Here is a 21,937-nt window from a genome sequence, read left to right as displayed (position 1 = left end):
TAGGAGTGTACATCGATGTCTAAATTAGAGATTAACCCAAGAAGAGAACTAGGCAAAAGAGATAAGAAAATTTTCGGTCACTTTCTGGAGCATTTTCATCGTCAAATCTATGGCGGAGTTTTTGATCCAGAGTCTGCTCTTTCCGACAGCAGAGGATATCGTCAAGACGTTATGGAAGCACTTCAACGAATTGAGGTTCCGATTGTACGCTGGCCAGGTGGCTGCTTTGTTTCTGCCTACCACTGGAAAGATGCAATAGGAAAGCAGCGCACTCCTTACTTTGATAAGGCATGGCGGGTAGAGGAATCGAATATATTCGGCACGGACGAATTTATTGAATATTGCCGTTTGATTGGCGCAGAGCCTTATATTTGCACGAATGCCGGAACGGGGTCCCCGGAAGAAATGAGCGATTGGGTGGAATACTGCAACCTCCCTTCCGAAGGGAAATGGGCGAAGCTCCGTATTGAAAACGGCCATCCCGAGCCCTACAAAGTGAAATATTGGAGCATCGGCAATGAAAACTACGGCGATTGGGAAATGGGGGCCAAGAATCTTAGGGAATGGGGTCGTTTCGTAAAGGAATCGGCCAAAATGATGAAGCGGGTTGACCCGAACATCGAGCTACTGGCAGCGAGCATTTCGGATTTGGATTGGAATCTGAATTTGCTTCGGGAAGCAGGGAATAATCTGGATTGGATTTCGATTCACGACTATTGGGATCATCTAGGTCAGGACAACGATATATCGGATTACGAAGCTTGTATGGCGTATTCTATGGAGATTGAGAAGCCAATTCTCAAGACGAAAAATATTCTCGGCTCGCTTGGCTATTTAGGCAGAATTCGCATCGCTTATGACGAGTGGAATCTTCGCGGCTGGCATCATCCGGATATTAACTCCGGAACCAAGGACTATATAACCCCGAGGGATAAGAACGACATCAATTCCAGCTACACCATGGCGGATGCCGTGTTTACAGCCTGTTTCTTAAATCAGTGTCACAAGCATTGCGATGTCGTCGGAATGGCGAATTTCGCCCCAACAGTCAATACAAGAGGAGCCGTCTTTACGCATCAAGACGGGATCGTCTTGAGATCCAGTTACTTTGTGTTTGAGCTCTATACTCGTCACCTGGGAGATATCGTCGTTGACTCTTGGTTGTCGGAGAATCCGGCTTTCGATGTGGAGAGGGCAGGTAAGACAACAAGCGTCCCGTATGTAGATGCAATCGCTACCAAGCGGACGGGAAGCGCAGATTTGAGAATTGCTTTGGTAAATCGCCATCCGGAACGAGCGGAATCCGTTTCCCTGAATCTTGGAAGTGTAATCCAATATTCGAATGCGGTGCTTCATAGTGTGATCGGCGATTCGAAAGACGCGTACAACGATATCGGAAGAGAGCAAGTTCGTGTGGTGGAACAGCCTTTAAATTGGAATATGAAATCTGATCTTACAGTCGAACTTCAGCCCCATTCCGTGAACGTTTTGGTCATCAAGTAACGTTATCGACGTTCACGCCCGATCGTACTTGTATTGCCCGCTATACAGAGTTCCAGAAAAAGCGATACAAACATGTCCCATATTATTGACTTATGGGACATGGGTAGCCCGTTAGAGTTTTCGAATGTTTAGCACAAAGTGATCCGAGCTACGAATTCTATACCGCGAATATGAGTGCTTACCAGTGGCTTTAATGGTGACTGTCATATTGGCTCCTTTTATATTAATTTCGTGTGCGCACACGATGTTGATATGCAATCTGATCTTATAGTCGAAATTCAGACCCATTCCGTGAACGTTTTGGTAATAACGTAACGGTATCGCCGGTCAGGCCTAATCGTTTTTGCGTCGTATCCACAAAACGCGCCGAATCCGGATGATTCGGGGCTTTTGTTCTCACGGATTGGAAGCGCTTCAACTCATCGCCGAGGAGCCTGTCGATATCGTTCTTACCGACATCCGAAACCACTCCTGCTTGTATATGGGTATAAATCTCAGAGTGCGTATTACATAGCTCAAAGTTGAAGGGGGTGGGAAATGAATCTCTCGGCGGGGTGTAATGTTAATAGATTTTAATAAGGAAAAATTACGAGGAGGGTTTATATGAAAAAAACATTTAGCAGTACGATTATGATTATCATGGCTTTTGCTCTGATTCTTTCCGGTTGCGGCGGCGGTGGCGGAGGCAACGTTGCTTCATCGACAGCTGCTCCATCGACAGCGGCATCATCGGAGGCAGCTCCTTCGACGGCAGCAGCTGTACCTGAAGAAGCCCAGCCAATCGAGTTTGCGGCAAGCAATGTTTCCGGGGAAGTTACAATGTGGACGTTCGTAAAAGAATTTAAAGATGTTGCTGATGCTTTTATGAAAGAATACCCGAACATCAAAGTAAAAGTGGTTGACCTAGGCTGGGAAGTGCACGACAAATTGGCAACGACACTGGCAGCCGGCAAAGGCGCTCCAGATCTTGCCGTGGTAGAACAAGGTCAGTTTCCAAGATACGCAACCGGCGGCGTTTTGGAAGATTTGCTGCAGTCGCCTTTCGAAGCAGGACGCTTTAAAGACGACGTATCCGAATACAACTGGAGCCGTTGGATGTCCGTTGACGGCAAAAAACTGTTGGGGATGCCTTGGGATACACAACCGGGAGTATTGTACTACCGTTCCGACATTTATGAGCAGTTGGGATTGCCGAGCGATCCGACAGAGCTTGGAGAATATTTTGAAGATCCCGAGAACGTGTTCACGGCTGTTCAAACGCTGAAGGCTGACGGAAAGTACTTTATGGAGTGGGGGGACGGCCCGGTTCACTGGGGCGGGGACGAGGTCGGCTTTTTCGACACTGAGCTGAACTGGACGCGCAACACCGATCGTCTTGTCGAGCTGCTTGACTTCACCAAACGCGGCGAACAACTCAAGTGGGGCTCTTATGTAGGCGGACTATGGGACGATAAAGGAAAAGCAATGATTAAAAAAGGCGAAATAACCGGTTTGGTGCTTGGTGCTTGGGGTGCATGGTCGATTTCGCAGACTTTCCCGGAACTTAAAGGCAAATGGAGAGCGACCAAATTACCGTTCGGCGTATCCTTTGGTATGGGCGGATCATCTGTAGTAATGCCTACGCAGAGCAAAAACAAAGAAGCAGCATGGGCATTTATGGAATGGTCTATGAGATCGGAAGCAGCTTGGGAAGTTTGGTCCAGAGCTTGGACCCATCCGGGTTGGAAGCATATCCAAAACTTAGAGTCGTATAGCAGCCACACGAACGAATACTTGGGCGGACAAGAAGATTATAAGCTGTACGCAGAGATTGAAGCTAACATTCCGCCTAGAACGTTGAATCCGCTTGACGGCAAAGCTTGGCCGATCTGGCTCGAAGGCGTCAAGAAAGGCATCGAGAAAAATCTGGATTCCAAAGCGATCCTGCAGGAAATTCAAGAAAATATCCAGAACAAGCTGAAGCCTGATATCGATAAAATGAAGGCAGAGATGGGTAAATAAGTAATCCCGTCGTTCAGTTCGCCCCCTTCTTAGGGGGCGAACTGAATTATTGACATCGATAAAGCAGTAATAGGATAGGAGGGGGCGTCCGCGTGGTAAGGTTGCTTCGAAAGTACATGGTTAGCATCATTGTTGTACTTTTATTAACAATAGCGCTTGTTTTGTGGAACAAATCCAGAAGTTTCGATGATACAGTTATGGCTAGTGTTCCTAATTATACGGATATAGACGTAACATCTATTTTGGCAGCTGATGACATTCAAACAAAGCTGGGAATGTCTTTCTACAGCTATTATAAAGTCCATAACGATAAAGGAGCCCAAGATTCCGAGGGCTACAGTCTTTCGATACCTTCGACTGAATATTCTGCGATCAGCAGCAAAGGGACAAGCGTTGAATCCGGAATTGGCGATAGACCAGGCGATGCTCTGGCTTTAATCGATGAGGATAGTTGGGTAGAATACGCAATTGAAGTGCCTCAGGATGCTTATTACCAGCTGGGCATGAGCTATTATGCGATGCCAGGCAAAAGGTCGTCTGTTGTAAGAAGCGTGCAAATTGACGGTGAATATCCATTCTTCCAAGCGAAAAAAATTGAATTCCAACGGATGTGGCGCGAGTCTGGGGAAACTTGGTTCGACAACCAAGGGAACGAATTCAATCCGAAGAGGGAAGAAGTTAAAGGTTGGCAATATAGGGACTTCAGGGATTCAGAAGGCAAGGTAGGGGAGCCGCTCCGGTTTTTCCTGACCGCAGGCAAACATATTATTCGAATCAATGCGATTCGCGAGCCCGCGGCAATCGGCGAGTTAAACGTATTTTCTCCGGTTCAACTGCCGTCTTATGAGGAAGTTCTCAAAGGGTACAAAGAGAAGGGATATAAAGAGGTCGCAAACCAGGTCGTCAAGATTCAGGCGGAAAAATCCATTCTCCGTTCGAGTCCCACCTTGAAGCGAATTGAAGACCGCGAGCCTCTAACCGAGCCTTTCAATAAGAATGCGTCTATTCTTAACATATTTGGCGGAGCCGGCTGGCGAGACGGCGGTCAATGGGCCGAATGGGATTTCGAAGTTCCGGAGAGCGGTCTTTACAATATCGGCATGCGTTTCGGGCAATGGTTTATTAATGGCATTCCTGTACAGCGGACGGTTATGATCGACGGGAAAATTCCGTTTAAGGAAATGAACGAAGTGTTGTATCCGTATAAACCGAACTTCCAGGTTAAAGTGTTGGGCGACGATAAGCCGTTCCTATTTTACTTGGAAAAAGGCAAGCATACGATGCGAATGGAAGTGCAGGTCGGTTCGCTTGGACCGATACTGGAATCCATAGTGAACACGACCCGCATGATTTCGTTCCTTAGCCGGGAAATCATTCATATTACCGGTACGAATCCGGACCCGAACGCCGATTGGAAGCTGGAGAAAAACATTGAGAACCTGGTTCCGAGACTCCACATTATGGCACGGGATTTGGATGGCGCAGTTCATAAGCTGTATGATCTCGGGGTGCCTGAAGGAAGCTCCGAAGTAAGCACGCTGTATGAAGCTCGCGATGAAATTTTAAGTATGGCACAGGATACGACAACGATTCCGGCAAGGCTGAAGGCGCTCACAGATCTTCAATCTTCTCTGGGGACATGGGCCAATGGATTAGTTAAACAAAGTCTGGTGCTCGATTATATACTCGTCCAGTCGTCGGAGAATTCTTGGCCGCCTGCCGAGGCGTCTTGGTATGTGAGGGCAGGAACGAGCCTTTATGATTTAGCGCATTCCTTTACTAAAGATTACGGCGGCGTAGGTAATGTGTATGAAGGTGAAGAGGTGCTGGACGTTTGGGTTGCCCGGGGAAGAGACTGGGTTGATATCATTAAACAAATGATTGATGAAGATTTCACCCCGGAAACAGGCATCAAAGTGAATGTGAACGTTATCCCCGCTCAGCAGATGCAACTGCTTATGCTTGCGAATACCTCAGGTCTTGCTCCCGATGTCGCTCTTGGGGTGGAAGGTGAGGTTCCGATTGATTTTGCGGTGCGTAATGCGCTTGTTAACTTAAATGATTTCCCCGATTACAAGGAAGTTGTGAAACAATTCAGGCCGGGCGCTCTTATTCCGTACAAGTATAACGGCGGCGACTTCGCGATTCCGGAAAATCAGAACTTCTATATGCTTTTCTATCGCAAAGACATTATGGAAGAACTAGGGATCACAGAGGACCAAATTCCGCAGACGTGGCAGGAAGTCATGGATTTGATTCCGCTGCTGCAGCAGAACGGAATGGATTTCTATTATCCGCATGCTCCGAATGCACCGAACTCCGCAATCAACGAATTCGCTCCATTCTTGTTCCAGCACGGCGGGGGATTTTACCGCGAGAACGGCAAGCTTTCCGATATCGATTCGCCTCAAGCGCTGGAAGCGATGAAGATGTGGACGGGTCTGTTTACGAACTACAAAATTCAGAAGCAGGCCGATTTCTACAATCGGTTCCGTACAGGCGAAATGCCAATTGGCGTAGCGGATTATTCCACTTACATCTTGCTGTCTACGGCCGCTCCGGAATTGACCGGGTGGTGGGGGATGCAGCCGATGCCGGGTATCAAACAGCCTGATGGCCAAATCAACCGTTCCACAGGCGGACTTGCCCAGACGGGGATTATTTTTAAGAGCTCGAAGAAGCAAGAGAAGTCATGGGAATTTCTTAAATGGTGGACGGGTGCGGACGCCCAGGAAAGATTCGGCTCTGAGCTAGAGGCGTTGTTAGGCGTAGAAGCGCGCTGGAATACCGCAAACGTTGACGCGCTTAAACGGTTGCCGTGGAATCAATCGGACCTTGACGGCATTATGAAGCAGTGGGAATGGTTTAAAGAGCGCGAAATTGTGCTCGGGGGTTATTATACGACGCGATATATCGCCAATATGTGGAACGAAATCGTGTTGAACGGTAAAATCCCTCGCGAAGCGATCGAAGACGGGGTTAAAGAAATAGACAAAGAGCTGCGCAAAAAACGGGAAGAATTCGGCTTGGATGAGGAGGCGGCGAAAGATGAGCGACCATAACTCTGTTGCTGCTGTGAAGCAGCCGTATTCGGCAGTTTCCTTGGAGCCGGGAAAAATGGCAAGGCTGTGGCGCGAAATAATGCTTAACAGAGTTTCGTACTACTTCCTTGCCCCGTTTCTCATCCTGTTTACGTTTTTTACGATCATTCCGATCCTCACCTCTGTGGCTCTTAGCTTTACGTATTACAACATTTTGGAGAAGCCTAGCTATATCGGGCTGTCGAACTACAAATTGTTGTTTGTCGACGACGATATCTTCCTGAAGGCGATCGGTATTACGCTGAAATTGGCCTTTATTACCGGGCCGCTGGGTTATGTGCTGGCGTTTCTATTAGCATGGCTGATCAGCCAAATTCCGGTTAAATACCGCTTTTTCTATACGCTTTGCTTCTATACGCCTTCGATCACAAGTGCGGTCGCGATGTCGGTCGTATGGTTGTATTTGTTCGCTGGCGATCGTAAAGGACTGTTCAACCATTATTTGCTGAAGCTGGGTATATTGGACGAACCGTACCTGTTTCTGCAAAATGTGAATTCCATCGTGCCGGTCATCATTATCGTATCGCTCTGGATGAGCATGGGGGTCGGATTTCTCGCCTTTTTGGCCGGCTTGCAGAACGTCCCCAAAGATCTTTATGAAGCCGGTTCGATCGACGGGGTCAAGTACCGCTGGCAGCAGCTCATTTATATTACGATCCCTTCCGTAAAACCGCAATTGTTGTTTGGAGCTGTCATGCAGGTCGTCTTTTCGCTGCAGGTGTTTGATGTCAGCGTTCAACTGGTCGGTTTGCCAAGTCCGTTGTACGCCGGCCACACGATTCTTACCCACCTCTTCGATTTCGCGTTTATCCGGTTCGAGATGGGTTATGCTTCAGCGATTGCAGTCGTACTGTTTTGCTTGATGGTCGGATTAAACCGTCTTATTTTCAAATGGCTCGGGAGGGATTAACGGCATGGTTAAAGGCAGCAGATTTGATTGGGGGGGCATAACCCTTTACTCGCTGTTGACAGGGTTCGGATTGCTCATGCTTTCCCCGTTAATTTATATGGCTTCAACCGCACTAAAGCCAATAAGCGAGTTGTTTTTATTCCCGCCCCGCTTTTTTGTGGTTAATCCGACCCTAATCAACTTTCGAGATTTGTTGTTCATTACGGGAACGACTAGCGTGCCGTTTTCCAGGTACATTTTCAACAGTGTAATCGTAACTTTGGGTATTGTGATCTTCGGCGTGTTAGTTTCTGCGATGGCGGCTTATCCTCTCGCGAAGCACAATATGCCGTTTAAGAAGACGATATTCAGCATGGTTGTGACCGCATTGATGTTTTCGCCGATGGTATTGCAAATTCCACAGTATTTGATCATTAGTAAAATCGGATTAATGAACACCTATTTTGCGATGATTCTGCCTTACTTGGCTGCGCCGATCGGCATGTTTCTGATGACGCAGTTTCTCCGGCAAATACCGGATGCTTTACTTGAAGCGGCCCGGATAGACGGGGCATCTGAATGGCGCTTGTTTTATACGATCGTTATTCCGATGTTGAAGCCGGCGATCGCTACTTTTGCTTTGTTCAGCTTCATTCAGGCTTGGAACGATCCTTATCCTGCCATGGTGTACACGACGGACGAGGATATGAAATCGCTGCCGCTTGCGATTCAAACAATCGGCGGCGGCGCAGGAGTTATAGCCCGCGTCGGCACTTTGGCTGCAGCGAGCTTCCTGATGATTATTCCGACCATTCTAGTATTTATCATTACACAGAGAATGGTGCTGCAAACGATGGCCCACTCGGGACTGAAGGAGTAGGGGGGAACCAATATGAGACGTTTGCCTATTAAGTTGTATGCCTCCATCTGTATTTTGGCTATGGTGATGCTCCTTTTACCGGCACGAACTTGGGCTGAAATACCGTATAACGGGTATACATGGAACAATCTCGGCAATGATGTACGATCGATCAACGGGTATGTCTATGTAGATTCGATAGACGGTGTCGATTTGCCGTCCGGTACGTTTAATACGCCCGAAGATCTATTTATCGCATCTGACGATACGCTGTACCTTGTCGATACTGGCAACAACCGCATCCTTCATATGGACAGCAAGACGCATAAGCTGATCGGTATAATCGGCGATGAGGAAGGACCGGGCATGCTGTCGGAGCCGAAAGGCGTATACGTCAAAGAGGACGGCACGGTATACGTCGCGGATACGAAAAGTCAGAGAATCGCTATCTTTAACAAGGACCGGAAGTTTGTTAAGGATTTGAAGGCGCCGACCAGTGCGCTTCTGGGGAAAGATTTTTCCTACTCCCCTTCCAAAGTGGTTTTGGACAAACGGGATTATATGTTTATCGTCAGCGATGGAAACACGCAAGGACTTATACAAATTAACCAAAAGGGCGAGTTCAAAGGTTTTTTCGGAGCGAACCATGTGGGGTTCAGCTGGAAACGATTGTTTGTGAAGCTCGTTGCGACGAAGGAGCAGAAACAGCAGATGTCTGCCCTTAAAGCGCTTGCTTTCTCGAACCTAGACCAAGACCATGACGGGTTTATTTACACCACGACATTAGGGGAACCATTCAACCAGGTCAAACGCTTGTCGCCGGTCGGGGTGAATACGCTGAACAGCGGAAATAAGAAATATGGCGATGTGTTTGACGTTGGTCCCTTTACAACTCCGTCATTCGTCGATGTGTCCGTAAATAGTGACGGGATGATCAGCGCGCTCGACTTGCAGACAAGCAAAGTGTTCCAATACGACAAGCTGGGCAATTTACTGTTTGCATTCGGCGGCATTGGAGATCAGAACGGTTTGTTCGTAACGCCTTCGAGCGTTGATCAGACGTCAGACGGCACGATTTATGTCGTAGACAAAGGGCGTAACCGGATTGACCGATTTCGTACGACCCCATTTGCCGATCTCGTTCATGAAGCGTCTAACTACTATGTAAACGGCCGGTACGAGCAAGCGGAAACGCTGTGGAACAAAATCATCGCGATGAATTCCAACTTCGATATGGCTTATCTTGCAATCGGCAAGGCGCTGTATAAATCGGAACGTTATAAAGAAGCGATGGAGCATTTCAGTGTGGCGCGAAATAGAACCGAGTATTCGAACGCTTTCCGTGAATACCGCAAGCAATATATGAGGGAACACTTCACCGAAATTACGGGCGGAATCATTGGGATCATTCTCGTCTTGCGATTCCTGGTTCCAAGGTGTCTCCGGCAGCTCAAACGATATTTGAGGAACTCGAAAATCGGTAAACGGGCGGTTGTCAAGGAGGAGGAGGCGTAATGAATACGTTACGGATGATGCGGGGGGTTTTATTGCATCCCTTTGATTTCTTTTACGATATTCAAGAATCGGGACGCACGAAGTGGTCCCAAGCGGTTTTGATGATCCTTCTTGTTTTTGTCGCCAAAATGCTCGCCATTCTTATAACGAGCTATTCGTTCCAGACGAGGGAGCCGTATGAGATTTCTTTCGTCTTTGAATTTGTTTGGATCGTCGTGCCTTGGTTAACCTGGTGCGTCTCCAATTGGGGAGTCAGCGCCATTCTTGACGGCGAAGGAAAATTTAAAGAAGTATTCGTCGGCAGCGCTTTCGCGACGGTTCCGTATATCGTGTTCATTGTTCCGATTTCGCTGATTACGAACCTATTGTCATTAAGCGAGAAGTCCATTTACACATCCCTCACGACATTGACGCTTTGTTGGGTAGCATGGCTGTTGATCGTGAAAGTTAAAACTATTAACGATTTTGAATTAGGCAGGCTGTTCTTGATTACATTCATCAGCCTTGTCGGAATGGCGATTATATGGTTTATCGGCCTTCTCCTATTTGGGCTTATTAATCAGTTGATAAATTTTGCTGTTGATCTGATCAAAGAAGTGAAATTCCGCATGTAGGAGGTTAGCATGAAAAAACAACACAAAATCATTTGTATTGTGAGCGTTGTCCTAACGCTGGCGTTAAGTATCGTGTACCCTTATGTCGGCCTTGCGGAAACGACCGATCAGACTGAGAAACAGCAGGATGATCAGACCGCGGATGCGCAAACAACGGAAACTGCAGATGCGCCGGAGGCAACCGAGACGACAGCCGCCAATTCTGCAACGAATACGAATTCGGACGGACAAACGAACAATGCCTTGAGTCCGGTAACGGCGACTAGGAAAGTGGCCGAGAACAGCCTCTTGGCGCTTTATATCGATCCCAAGACCGGCAATATTAGAATTGTAAATAAACAAACGAAAAAAGAATGGCTCGGTTCACCGCAAGTAGACCGTAAAATGCCGCCAAACAACAAACAATTTATCGATTCTCCAGTTCATATTAAATATACCGGCGGCGCGGACGTTACCCAAACGTATCCCTTAAAAAAAGACACCAAGCCGGAAATATCCATCGAAAACATTGAACAAGGCGCCAAGGTTAAATTTAAGCTAGCTGCGCTAAATATGGCGTTTGAGATGAAATACCGTTTGCTTGATGACGGATTGGAAGTAACAATACCGGATGAGTCGATCAAAGAAGCAGGCGCCGTGAAACTGGTCAGCCTTGAAGTGCTGCCGTTCTTTCATGCGGGCAAAGAAACGGATAAAGGAGCGGTGTTCCTTCCGGACGGCTCCGGCGTGCTTATGAATTTCAAGGAAAAACATCCTAAATATTTCAGCGGATATTCCCAATCCGTATACGGACCGGATCATGCCTTTAAAGCCGACGAGTTTTCGGATATTACCCCGATTTGGCGATTGGCGAAACCTCCGAAGGAGCTCGTTGCGCTGCCGGTATTCGGAAGTTATCATATCGATTCGGCATTTCTAGGCATCATTACGAAGGGTGAAGAGGATGCGATCATCAATGGCACCCCGGCCGGCATTCGGAATATTCCGCTGTACCGGACTTCGGCGGAGTTTGTGTATCGCAAACTGGATGTTATTTTTATTGGGAATTCGGGACAAATTCCTTTGTTCCAAGGCAAGAAAACAGAAGGCGACCGGAAAGTCCGTTATGTGCTTCTCGAAGATCAAGAGTCTAATTATGTCGGTATGGCCAAAGCTTACCGCGAATATTTGATCAAGGAAAAAGGAGTCAAGCCGATTGTTCAAGAAATCATGCCGATGAATGTAAATTTGCTCGGAGGCATACTGCGGAAAGAGGTTATCGGCTCCGATTTTATTAAGATGACGACCTTTGAACAGGTACGCTCCATTATCGATGATTTTATCGGGAAGGGTGTCAGCAACCTTGAGCTTACGCTTAACGGCTGGTCCAAAGACGGTTTATACGGCAATCAGCCTGATCATTTCCCTATCGAGAAGAAGCTGGGCGGTTCAAGCGGGTTGAAGAATTTAGCAAGTTATGCGAAAGAAAAAGGGGTTTCCCTTTACTTGCGGACGAATTATGTCAGACCGTTTACATCAAGCGATGGCTTTACTGCCAAGAAAGATGCGATCCGCGGCATTGACCGGGAAGTCATGGAAAGCTACGACACCTTCGTTGCCAGCGGCTATAACAAAAGAAGAGAAAAATTTTATTTCATGAAACCTGAACGCGTATTTAATAAACACATCATGGATGAGCTTAAAGATTATGCTGATCTCGGGATAAGCGGTGTTTCGTTCGATTATATAGGAGAAACCATATACTCCGATATGGATCCGAAATCTCTTGCCGGCCGTAAAGAAACCGCGGCGGTTTGGGAAAATACCCTTAAAGCATATAAAGGAAAACTCGGGGGAACTGCAGTTGATTATGGTTTCGCATATACCTTAGGGAATGTAGAGCGAATCGATAACGCACCGATGGATTCCAGTCATTTTGTTTACACGGATGAAACAGTTCCCTTTTACCAAATCGTGCTCCATGGACTAGTCCCCTATACGGCAAAGCCATCGAACTTGAGGGATGATTCACGCAAGGAGTTCTTGCGAGCCGTGGAATACGGGGCTCTGCCAAGCTACGAATTGACCTATGAGTCGACGGGCAAATTGTTGCGGACGATCGAGGATCGGTTGTTCAGCTCCAGCTACAGCAGTTGGTTGCCCTCCATCGTCGAGGAATACCGTCAATTTAACGATATTTATAAACAAATCGGCAATCAAACCATTGCGAATCATGAACGCATCAGTCAGATGGTGTACCGGACCTCCTATGCGAACGGCACGCAAATTATCGTTAACTACGGCGAAGAAGACGCAACGGTAGACGGCCAAAGGGTCAAAGGTCTCGGTTATGCCGTTTCAGAAGGAGGGAAGTAGAGCTGATGAACCGATTTCGAGTTTCGATGAGAACAAGGCACATCTTCGAGGGATATTCGTTTATTTCGTTTTGGATTGTCGGATTTTTACTGTTCATGGCTATACCGCTTGGAAGATCGTTTTATTACTCGCTTCATCATTTAAAACCTTCAAAAGACGGCTTGGTCGCAACCTTTGTCGGAACGACGCATTACAGGGGAGCATTTACGACGGACGTCACCTTTTTGCCGCTGCTGCAAAAGACGATTACAACTATGCTGACGCAAGTGCCGCTCATTCTTATTTTTGCGATTTTCAGTGCGCAGCTGCTGAACCGCCAATCGTATGGGAGAATTATTTTCCGCGGCATCTTTTTCCTTCCCGTTATTATTGCATCGGGCGCTGTGCTGCGCGAGCTGCTGCAGCAAGGCGCGGCGCAGCTCCCGATCTTCTACCAATATGACTTGTACGCTAAATTGAGGGCGTTCATTCCCGGCGAAATTCTTGAGCCTTTGCTCGAATATGCGGATTCCCTAACGCTTGTCATGTGGGATTCTGGTGTGCAAATTTTGATTTTCCTAGCCGGTCTGCAGACGATCTCTCCGCAGCTTTATGAAGCGGCCAAGTGCGACGGGGCAACCAAATGGGAAAGCTTCTGGAAAATTACGTTTCCTATGATTATGCCGATGATATTCGTCAACACGCTGTTCAGCATCGTCAACTCGTTCACGAAGGTGGACAATGAAGTAATGAATCATCTCTTAAACGTTGTGTTCCGGGCGAACGACTATGGCTACGGATCGGCAATCGGCTGGCTTTACTTCTTCGTTACCTTTATGATACTCGGGTTCGTCTTTCTTATTTTCCGGAAGAGCCTGGCAGCAACGGAAGGGAGGCTTTAATAGGGATGAACACAGCAAGCATACAAACTTTACAGAAGGTCGTAGACAAGGCGAGCGGAAGCCTGAAGTTTACTTATATTAAAAGGAGTAAAAGCGTTGCGGGAAGTATTTTCTTCTACCTGGTTTTGCTCAGTTTATCCTTTGTTTTCCTTTACCCTTTGCTGTATATGGTCTCGGAGTCGCTCATGCAGACGCAGGACGTTTCCGATGCGACCGTTCAATGGATTCCCAAGCATTTCGATTTAACCAACTATAAGCTTGCATTCACAGCGATTAATTATTGGGACGGCTTTTTTAACAGCGTAATGATTTCATTCGGCAGCGCTGTTCTGCAAATATTAAGCTGTTCGGCTATCGGATACGGCTTTGCCAGATACAGGTTTCCCGGTCATTCCTTTTGGCTCGCTCTTGTCGTATTTACGTTTCTCGTTCCACCGCAGACCATTGTCGTACCACTGTACATCTTTTTCAACGATTTGCAGTGGATCAATACGCTCATGCCGTTTGTTTTTCCGGCTGTGTTAGGCCACGGCATGAAAGGGGCTTTGTTCGTATTGATTTTCATCCAGTTTTATCGCAGGCTGCCGGGTGTGCTTGAAGAAGCCGCCAGAATTGACGGGGCAGGTGCGTTTAGAACCTATTGGATCATTATGTTCCCGCTGGCGAAACCGGCTATGCTTGTCGTCTTCTTGTTTTCAGTCGTATGGCATTGGAATGACCTGTTCGAATCGAATACCTATTTAATGGAACCGGAATTTTTCAACCTCGCGCAAAATATGGCCAATTTTAACGGAAGTGCGAACGCGCAAGTGAATCAAATCGCACAGCAAACTGGCGGGGGTTCAGGCGATGCGTTCGGAATGGCTCCAACGATTCTAAACCAGATCATGGCTGCGGTTGTCATTACGATTGGTCCGATTCTGATTTTGTATTTGTTTATCCAACGCCATTTTGTAGAGAGCGTCGAACGGGCGGGTATTGCCGGCGAGTAACGATTTTGCAGGAGGCGGTTTTGTGTGAACTTTCATCATTCAGAAGCGAATCGTACGAACAGGCTGGCCGAAGGCAGCGCTCAGCCCATTCTGAAAACAGTTAACATCAATCGGGTATTCGGACGCGGAAACGCGTCCGTTACTGCTTTGAGAAACATTGATTTGCAGATTCCGAAAGGTGCAATGGTTGCGCTCAAAGGGCGTTCCGGATCTGGCAAAACAACGCTGCTGAACATCTTGGGCGCTCTGGATCAACCGACGGAAGGCAAAGTATGGTTCCAGGGGCAAGACATTACGGAGTGGTCGGAAAAACAACGGAGCGCGTTGCGCCGTTCGCAAATCGGCCTGGTTTTCCAATTGTTCGGTCTCGTTCCGTTGATGTCCGCTTACGAGAACGTGGAGTTCGGCCAGCGGATCGCAGGCGTTCCAGCCAACTTAACTCGGGAGAAAGCGGAAAGAGCGCTAGAATGGGTTGGAATGAAGGCTCGAATGAAGCATCGTCCGGCCGAGCTTTCCGGCGGCGAGCAGCAGCGTGTGGCAATTGCCCGTGCGATCGCGCACGAGCCGGTGCTGCTGTTAGCCGATGAACCGACTGCGGAGCTGGACAGCAAGATGGGAAGGCAGGTCATCAACATATTCCGTCAGCTTACACAGCGACTCGGCATGACGGTTGTGCTGACAACGCATGACCCCGATATTATGGCGCTCGTAGACTATGTACTGGCATTGGAGGATGGACAAATTGTCGATTAAGCAATCTTCAAGACGGAAACAGGCAGCTAAAAGGGCTGCAGCTGCGTTACTTGTTTTATCACTCGTTTCCGGTTGTTCCTTTCTCCCAAACGAGGAGGAGCCGCTTCAGCCCCCCTTGGTCAAACCGGTTCAGGAGAAGTTCGATACGATTGTAGTTGAAAAAGGCACCATTCAGAAGGTATTCACGGGAGTAGGCTCCATCGTATCAAGTAAATCACAACCACTATTTTATAAAGACTCCGGCGGCCGGCTTAAAGCGGTTCATATTAAGCTCGGTCAGCAGGTTAAAAAGGGCGATTTAATCGCTGAGCTGGAAGTCGGCGATTTGAACACGCAAATCCGGCTGCAGAAGCTTAATCTGGAAAGAACTCAAATCGAATATATACGGGCTAAAAATTCAGGAGCTGCTGATCTTGAATTGCGTTTAAGCAGTATTAACCTGGAGAGAGAACGAATCAATCTTGAATCCATACAAGAACGTTACAACAAATCAAGATTGGTCGCCTCCATGGACGGAATTGTCACCTATTTGAGCGAGATTTCGCCTGGTGACGGCATTACCGGCTATCAACCGATCGCCTCTATCGACGACCCGAATTTCATAGAGCTTGTATACGAAGCTACTACGAGCAATGAACTAAGCTCGATTCAAGTTAATATGAAAGCAACCGTTGAGTTCAATGGTGAACAATATCCGGCTAAAATATTGCAAACCCCGTCCAGTGCACCGATTACAGGCAACAAGGAGCTGGAGGAACGGAATTCCAAAAGACTCATTATCGACTTTGATGCCCCCAAAGAGAGCCTCCAAATCGGAGGTCAAGCGAATATTACGATGCCGCTGGAAAAACACGACGACGTTATTGTTATTCCGAGAAGCGGCTTGCGCAGTTATTTGGGACGAGACTATGTTCAAATACTAGACGGCGAACGGCGCAAAGAAGTCGATGTGGAAATCGGCTTAAAGACATCAACCGAGGTCGAAATCCGTAAAGGCGTGGAAGTCGGCCAGCAGGTGATCCTAAAAAATTAGCTTCCAATAAGTGTAATCGCTTTTCCGGAGGAAAAATGAGGTGGAACAATGGCGTTGCTGACAATGATTTTGCGCAAAATGGTCAAAAATTGTTGGCTGCAGCTTAATTTATGGCTCGGGCTAACCGTATGCGTCGCTTTGTTCAGCTCCATGCCGCTCTATTCACATGCCATCTTGCAGCGGACATTACTGAAGGAACTGCAACTGCAGCAGCAAACGACAAATTTGTATACGGGCATGATGCGGATTTCGACGTCGGTATCTACAAAATTGGAAAATAAGAGCACAAAGATAAGCCAGGCCGACCGATATATGAGCGGTATCCCGCAGCGGTTCGGTCTGGATTCACACATTGTATTAGCTGAAAAATATTCAAGGTCATTTAAAGTGTACGCTTCGGATGCGAGTGAACAGGAAAAGAAAAAGATTACTCATGTCAGCATCGGCGCGATTTCTGAACCGAACCAGTACTTTCGCTTGATTGACGGTCGTATGCCAGATCCCAAGCGCAACGACGGAGTGTATGAAGCACTCGTATCCCAGCAATTTATGCTCTCCCTGAAACGAGACCTGGATGTTGAGTTTCTCGGCGAAATAGGCAACAGCGAACAGAAAATTAGAATAGTTCCTGTTGGAATTATCGATTCGAAGCCGGATCCCTATTCCGAGTTCAAATTGGTGCAGAGCGGCAAAATGTTCTATATCGATTATGGACAATTCGGAAGAGATATCATAAACGGCGGAAAAATCGGCGTATCCAATTTGCAGTATCGGTTTGCGCTCGATTACGGCCAGATGAATATTGACCGGATTCCAACGTATATCCGTGAATCCAATCGCGTTGTCAACTATATGAATTCCCTTGGAGTGACCGGGTTCAAATTTAACGCTCTGGAAACTATGGCGACTTATGAGCAAAAGAAAGAACAATTGAATGTCATATTGTGGTCGCTTTATTCACCGGTCATTTTAATGCTGGCGTTCTATTTGTATATGTCGGCCAATTTAATTATTGATAAGCAGAAAATCGAAATATCGGTACTGCGCAGCCGGGGAGCAAGCCGGCTGCAAATTATGGTCGGCTATACAGCGGAAGGTTTGCTGCTCGGACTTACCGCGCTGGCGGCCGGTCCTTTTGTCGGCCTATATTTTACGAAAATATTGGGAGCTTCAAGCGGATTTCTCGAATTCGTCAACCGAGCTTCCCTTCAAGTGGCGCTGAACAGCTCGGCGTACAAAATCGGGGCTATTGCGGTGGCAGGATCGCTGATCCTGATGCTGCTGCCTGCATTTATCGCGACTCGCGTATCCATTGTCAATCATAAGCAGCAAATGGCCCATGGGAATAAATTGTCGTTCTGGCATAAGACGTTTTTGGACATTATTCTCGTTGGAGTTGCGGTTTACATGCTTAACAGCTTCCAAGGACGGATGGGAGATTTGCGGAAGCTTGCGCTTCAGTCGGACTCTCTCCGGACGGACCCGCTGCTGTTTCTAATGCCGGCGCTGTTTGTTCTTGGCGGAGGGCTGCTCGTTCTGCGTATTTATCCTTGGTTTATCCGCCTCATCTATTGGATGGGCCGCCGTTTCTGGCCGCCGGCGCTCTATTCGACTCTCGTGCAAATAAGCCGTTCATCCGGACAATATTTGACGATTATGGTATTCCTCATTATGACGGTGGCGATCGGTTTGTTCAGCGCCAACGCCGCGCGAACCATTAACGGCAATATGGAGGATAAAATCCGTTACGAAACCGGAGCGGATATGGTTCTGGAAATCAACTGGGAAAACGATGCGCCGCCACCAATGATGGGGGCCCCTGCCCAACCAGCGGTGAAAGATTCGGACGATCAATCCCCAGCCGAGTCCAAGAGGGTGCAATATACGGAACCGCCGTTTCTGCCGATGACGAAGCTGAGCGGCGTGGAGTCTGCTGCAAGGGTGTTCGGAACCGACAAAGCATTCATAAACGTGGCGGGCGGTGACAGCGGAACTTCTCTAATAGGCATTGACACGTACGAATTCGGCCAAACCACTTGGATGCGAGGCGGATTGCTGAACCATCCGATAAACGCCTATTTGAATCTGATCGCTTCGGATCATAAAGCGGTATTGATCTCCCGTTCCATCGCCGATCAACTCCATGTTAAGGAAGGCGACCGGATTGGAGTTAAATGGAGTGGACTGGATGAGACCGGTTTTATCGTATATGGGATTATCGATTACTGGCCAGGCTGGAACCCTCTGCCGCAATCCGGCGGTTCCGCCAATTCGGAAGAAGCGAAAGTAGCGCTTCCGAAGCTTGTTGTCGGGCATCTTTCCTATATTCAAAATAATCTGGCGCTGGAGCCATACAAAATATGGTTTAAGCTAAAGGATGGGGCAACGAGCAAGCAGGTTTATGACGAACTGGCGCAGAAGAAAATACAGGTTGTGAGCTTGTCGGATACCAATCAAGAGCTGATTAAATCCCAGAACGATCCGTTCCGGTTGGCGATTAACGGTGTAATGACGTTAGGGTTCGTCATCTCGATGCTTATAAGTTTCTTTGGATATTTGCTGTTCTGGATTCTGACCTTGTCCGGAAGGACGCTGCAATACGGGGTTTTGCGGGCAATAGGCATTTCCTTCAGTCAAATCGTCGGGATGCTGGTCAGCGAACAAATTCTTACATCGGGTGCTGCCATTCTGATCGGCGTCCTCATCGGAAATACGGTCAGCGATCTGTTTGTTCCGCTGTTCGAAATGTCGTTTAATCCGTCGGAACAGGTGCCGCCATTCCAAATTATTCATCAGCTTAGCGATTACTTGCAATTGTACGGCACGGTTGCATTTATGCTTACAATCGGATTGGCCATACTCGGCATACGATTGTCGCGTATCAAAATTCACCAAGCCTTGAAGCTGGGGGAGGAATAATCGGATGATCCTTTGCGAAGGCTTAGTAAAAATTTATAAAACAGCTGATCTGGAAGTTGTTGCACTGCAAGGACTCGACCTGCGCGTGGAAGCCGGTGAGCTGATGGCCATAATCGGTAACAGCGGCAGCGGCAAATCCACACTGCTTAATATGCTCGGAGGTCTCGATAAGCCATCGGCGGGTAAGCTGCATGTCGCGGGAAAAGATTTGCTTAAATTTACGGAACGCGATTTGATTCGTTACAAGCGGGAAAGCGTCGGATTCGTATGGCAGAACAACGCGCGCAACCTGATTCCATATTTAACGGCTCTGGAGAATGTGGAGCTGCCTATCTTGCTCACAGGTAAACAAAAGCGGCTGCGCGCAAGGGAGCTGCTCGAAGCGGTCGGTCTCGGGCACCGGGTGAAAAACAAGCTTAACGAACTGTCGGGAGGCGAACAGCAGCGGGTTGCGATTGCCATTGCGCTTGCCAACGAGCCCAAGCTGCTTCTGGCCGACGAGCCGACAGGGGCTCTGGATTCGAAAATGTCCAACCAAATTCTCGATCTGTTCCGCAGCTTAAACCGCGAGATTGGCGTCACAATCGTTATTGTGACACATGATCCGCTGCTGGCTCTCAAGGTGGATCGCGTTGTGGCGATCCGCGACGGAAAAACTTCCTCGGAAATGATCCGCCGACAATCGTATACCGATGAGCTTAGCGCCATGGAGTTGGAAAGCTCGGAGGCGGATAAACAAAGCCACGACGAATACGTGGTAATTGACAAAGTAGGACGATTGCAAATTCCTTCCGGTTTTTTGGAGGCCGATGAATTCAAATCCCACAACAAAGTCCGCGTAGCGATGGAAGAAGGAAAAATCATTCTTTATCCACCGGGGTAATGCGGGAGGGTGGCATTTGTAGGTATGAGCATGTTTAATGTTCATTAACTGCGCAAAATATTATAACTGTGTACGCACACGTAAATTATCTGATTATGGAGCGTGTAACAATGTCCAAATTGGAAATCAATCCAAGACGAGAGCTTGGCAAAAGAGACAAAAAAATTTTCGGGCATTTTCTGGAGCATTTTCATCGGCAAATTTATGGGGGAATCTTTGATCCGGCATCCGCGTTTTCCGACGGCAGCGGATATCGTCAGGATGTTGTGGAAGCGCTCAGACGAATCGAGGTTCCCATTATTCGCTGGCCCGGCGGATGCTTTGTATCGGCCTACCACTGGAAAGATGCAGTAGGAAAGCAGCGCACTCCTTACTTTGACAAGGCGTGGCGGGTAGAGGAATCGAATCTGTTCGGCACGGACGAATTTATGGAATATTGCCGCTTGGTAGGCGCCGAGCCTTATATTTGCACGAATGCCGGAACTGCTTCGCCGGAAGAAATGAGCGATTGGGTTGAATACTGCAACCTCCCTTCCGAAGGAAAATGGGCGAAGCTCCGTATTGAAAACGGCCATGCCGAGCCCTATAAAGTGAAATATTGGAGCATCGGCAATGAAAATTATGGCGATTGGGAAATGGGAGCCAAGAACGTCAGGGAATGGGGGCGTTTCGTCAAAGAGTCGGCCAAAATGATGAAGCGGGTCGATCCTAACATCGAGCTCCTGGCAGCGAGCATTTCGGACTTGGATTGGAATCTGAATTTGCTGCGGGAAGCGGGGAATTATCTGGATTGGATTTCGATTCACGACTATTGGGATCATCTGGGCCAAGTCAACGATTTATCGAACTATGAAACTTGTATGGCTTATACCATGGAAATTGAGAAGCCAATTCTAAAGACGAAAAATATTCTCGGCTCGCTCGGCTATCTGGGCAGAATTCGTATTGCCTATGACGAATGGAATCTTCGGGGTTGGCATCATCCGCATATTAACTCCGGAACCGAGGATTACTTAACGCCAAGGGATAAGAACGACATCAATTCCAGCTACACCATGGCGGATGCCGTGTTTACAGCCTGTTTCTTAAATCAGTGTCACAAACATAGCGATGTTGTCGGAATGGCGAATTTTGCCCCGACCGTCAATACAAGAGGAGCCATCTTTACGCATCAAGACGGGATCGTCCTGAGATCCAGTTACTTTGTGTTTGAGCTCTATACCCGCCATCTGGGAGATATCGTCGTTGACTCTTGGCTTTCGGAAAATTCGGCTTTCGATGTGGAGATGGCTGGCAAGACAACGAGCGTCCCTCATATAGATGCAGTTGCCACCAAACGGATGGGAAGCAACGATTTGCGAATTGCTCTGGTTAATCGCCATCCGGACCGGACGGAATCCGTCACCCTGCAGCTTGGCAGTGCAATCCAGTATTCGAATGCTGTTCTCCATAGTGTGGTCGGCGAATCGAAAGACGCTTATAACGATATTGGAAAAGAGCAAGTTCGTGTCGTGGAACAGTCTTTGAAGCGGAATACGCAATCCGATCTTACTGTCGAACTTCAGCCTCATTCCGTTAACGTTTTGGTAATCAGGTAACTAAATATGTACTTGAACATAAATCTACGTTTTTATGATCA

15 protein-coding genes are annotated in these 21,937 nt (G+C 47.8%); all 15 read left to right on the top strand.

What is annotated here, in order from left to right; genetic code table 11:
• The first annotated feature begins 15 nt into the window (after positions 1-15).
• The 15 genes from ACESLK_RS01575 to ACESLK_RS01505 all read left to right on the top strand — a co-directional run bounded on the left by ACESLK_RS01575 (position 16) and on the right by ACESLK_RS01505 (position 21,896).
• A complete protein-coding gene (locus ACESLK_RS01575; protein ID WP_372661162.1) occupies positions 16-1,503 on the top strand; it encodes an alpha-L-arabinofuranosidase C-terminal domain-containing protein in 1,488 nt (495 codons plus the stop codon).
• A gap of 603 nt (positions 1,504-2,106) precedes the next feature.
• Positions 2,107-3,504, top strand: coding sequence for an ABC transporter substrate-binding protein (locus tag ACESLK_RS01570; protein ID WP_372661159.1), 1,398 nt, complete (start codon positions 2,107-2,109; stop codon positions 3,502-3,504).
• A gap of 92 nt (positions 3,505-3,596) precedes the next feature.
• Complete coding sequence (locus ACESLK_RS01565; RefSeq protein WP_372661156.1) at positions 3,597-6,566, top strand: extracellular solute-binding protein; 2,970 nt, start codon at positions 3,597-3,599, stop codon at positions 6,564-6,566.
• Positions 6,553-7,515 (top strand): carbohydrate ABC transporter permease, encoded by a 963-nt coding sequence (locus ACESLK_RS01560; protein ID WP_372661153.1) that lies wholly within the window; start codon positions 6,553-6,555, stop codon positions 7,513-7,515. The genes ACESLK_RS01565 and ACESLK_RS01560 overlap by 14 nt, the downstream gene beginning before the upstream one ends.
• A gap of 4 nt (positions 7,516-7,519) precedes the next feature.
• Positions 7,520-8,374, top strand: a complete 855-nt coding sequence (locus tag ACESLK_RS01555; protein WP_372661150.1) for a carbohydrate ABC transporter permease — start codon at positions 7,520-7,522, stop codon at positions 8,372-8,374.
• Positions 8,375-8,386: 12 nt separating this feature from the next.
• The gene (locus ACESLK_RS01550; RefSeq protein ID WP_372661147.1) at positions 8,387-9,868 is read left to right on the top strand and encodes a hypothetical protein; all 1,482 of its coding nucleotides are present in this window, start codon (positions 8,387-8,389) and stop codon (positions 9,866-9,868) included.
• Positions 9,868-10,482, top strand: a complete 615-nt coding sequence (locus ACESLK_RS01545; protein WP_372661145.1) for a Yip1 family protein — start codon at positions 9,868-9,870, stop codon at positions 10,480-10,482. Before ACESLK_RS01550 ends, ACESLK_RS01545 begins: the two co-directional genes overlap by 1 nt.
• Before the next feature lie 9 nt (positions 10,483-10,491).
• Complete coding sequence (locus ACESLK_RS01540) at positions 10,492-12,837, top strand: DUF5696 domain-containing protein (RefSeq protein WP_372661142.1); 2,346 nt, start codon at positions 10,492-10,494, stop codon at positions 12,835-12,837.
• Positions 12,838-12,842: 5 nt separating this feature from the next.
• Positions 12,843-13,718, top strand: coding sequence for a carbohydrate ABC transporter permease (locus ACESLK_RS01535; RefSeq protein ID WP_372661139.1), 876 nt, complete (start codon positions 12,843-12,845; stop codon positions 13,716-13,718).
• Positions 13,719-13,723: 5 nt separating this feature from the next.
• Positions 13,724-14,710 carry a carbohydrate ABC transporter permease gene (locus ACESLK_RS01530; protein WP_372661135.1) on the top strand — a complete coding sequence of 329 codons (987 nt, stop codon included), beginning with the start codon at positions 13,724-13,726 and terminating at the stop codon, positions 14,708-14,710.
• A gap of 63 nt (positions 14,711-14,773) precedes the next feature.
• Entirely contained in the window at positions 14,774-15,463 is a 690-nt protein-coding gene (locus ACESLK_RS01525; RefSeq protein ID WP_372661392.1) for an ABC transporter ATP-binding protein, read from the top strand.
• The gene (locus ACESLK_RS01520) at positions 15,453-16,496 is read left to right on the top strand and encodes an efflux RND transporter periplasmic adaptor subunit (RefSeq protein WP_372661132.1); all 1,044 of its coding nucleotides are present in this window, start codon (positions 15,453-15,455) and stop codon (positions 16,494-16,496) included. Before ACESLK_RS01525 ends, ACESLK_RS01520 begins: the two co-directional genes overlap by 11 nt.
• A gap of 48 nt (positions 16,497-16,544) precedes the next feature.
• Positions 16,545-19,415: an ABC transporter permease gene (locus ACESLK_RS01515; RefSeq protein ID WP_372661129.1), complete on the top strand. Its 2,871-nt coding sequence runs from the start codon at positions 16,545-16,547 to the stop codon at positions 19,413-19,415.
• 4 nt (positions 19,416-19,419) lie between these two features.
• Positions 19,420-20,298, top strand: coding sequence for an ABC transporter ATP-binding protein (locus ACESLK_RS01510; RefSeq protein WP_372661127.1), 879 nt, complete (start codon positions 19,420-19,422; stop codon positions 20,296-20,298).
• Positions 20,299-20,408: 110 nt separating this feature from the next.
• Positions 20,409-21,896 (top strand): alpha-L-arabinofuranosidase C-terminal domain-containing protein, encoded by a 1,488-nt coding sequence (locus ACESLK_RS01505; RefSeq protein WP_372661124.1) that lies wholly within the window; start codon positions 20,409-20,411, stop codon positions 21,894-21,896.
• Positions 21,897-21,937: the final 41 nt, after the last annotated feature.

Source organism: Cohnella sp., from assembly GCF_041640265.1.
Lineage (GTDB): Bacteria > Bacillota > Bacilli > Paenibacillales > Paenibacillaceae > Cohnella.
This window is presented reverse-complemented; position numbering and strand designations above follow the sequence as displayed.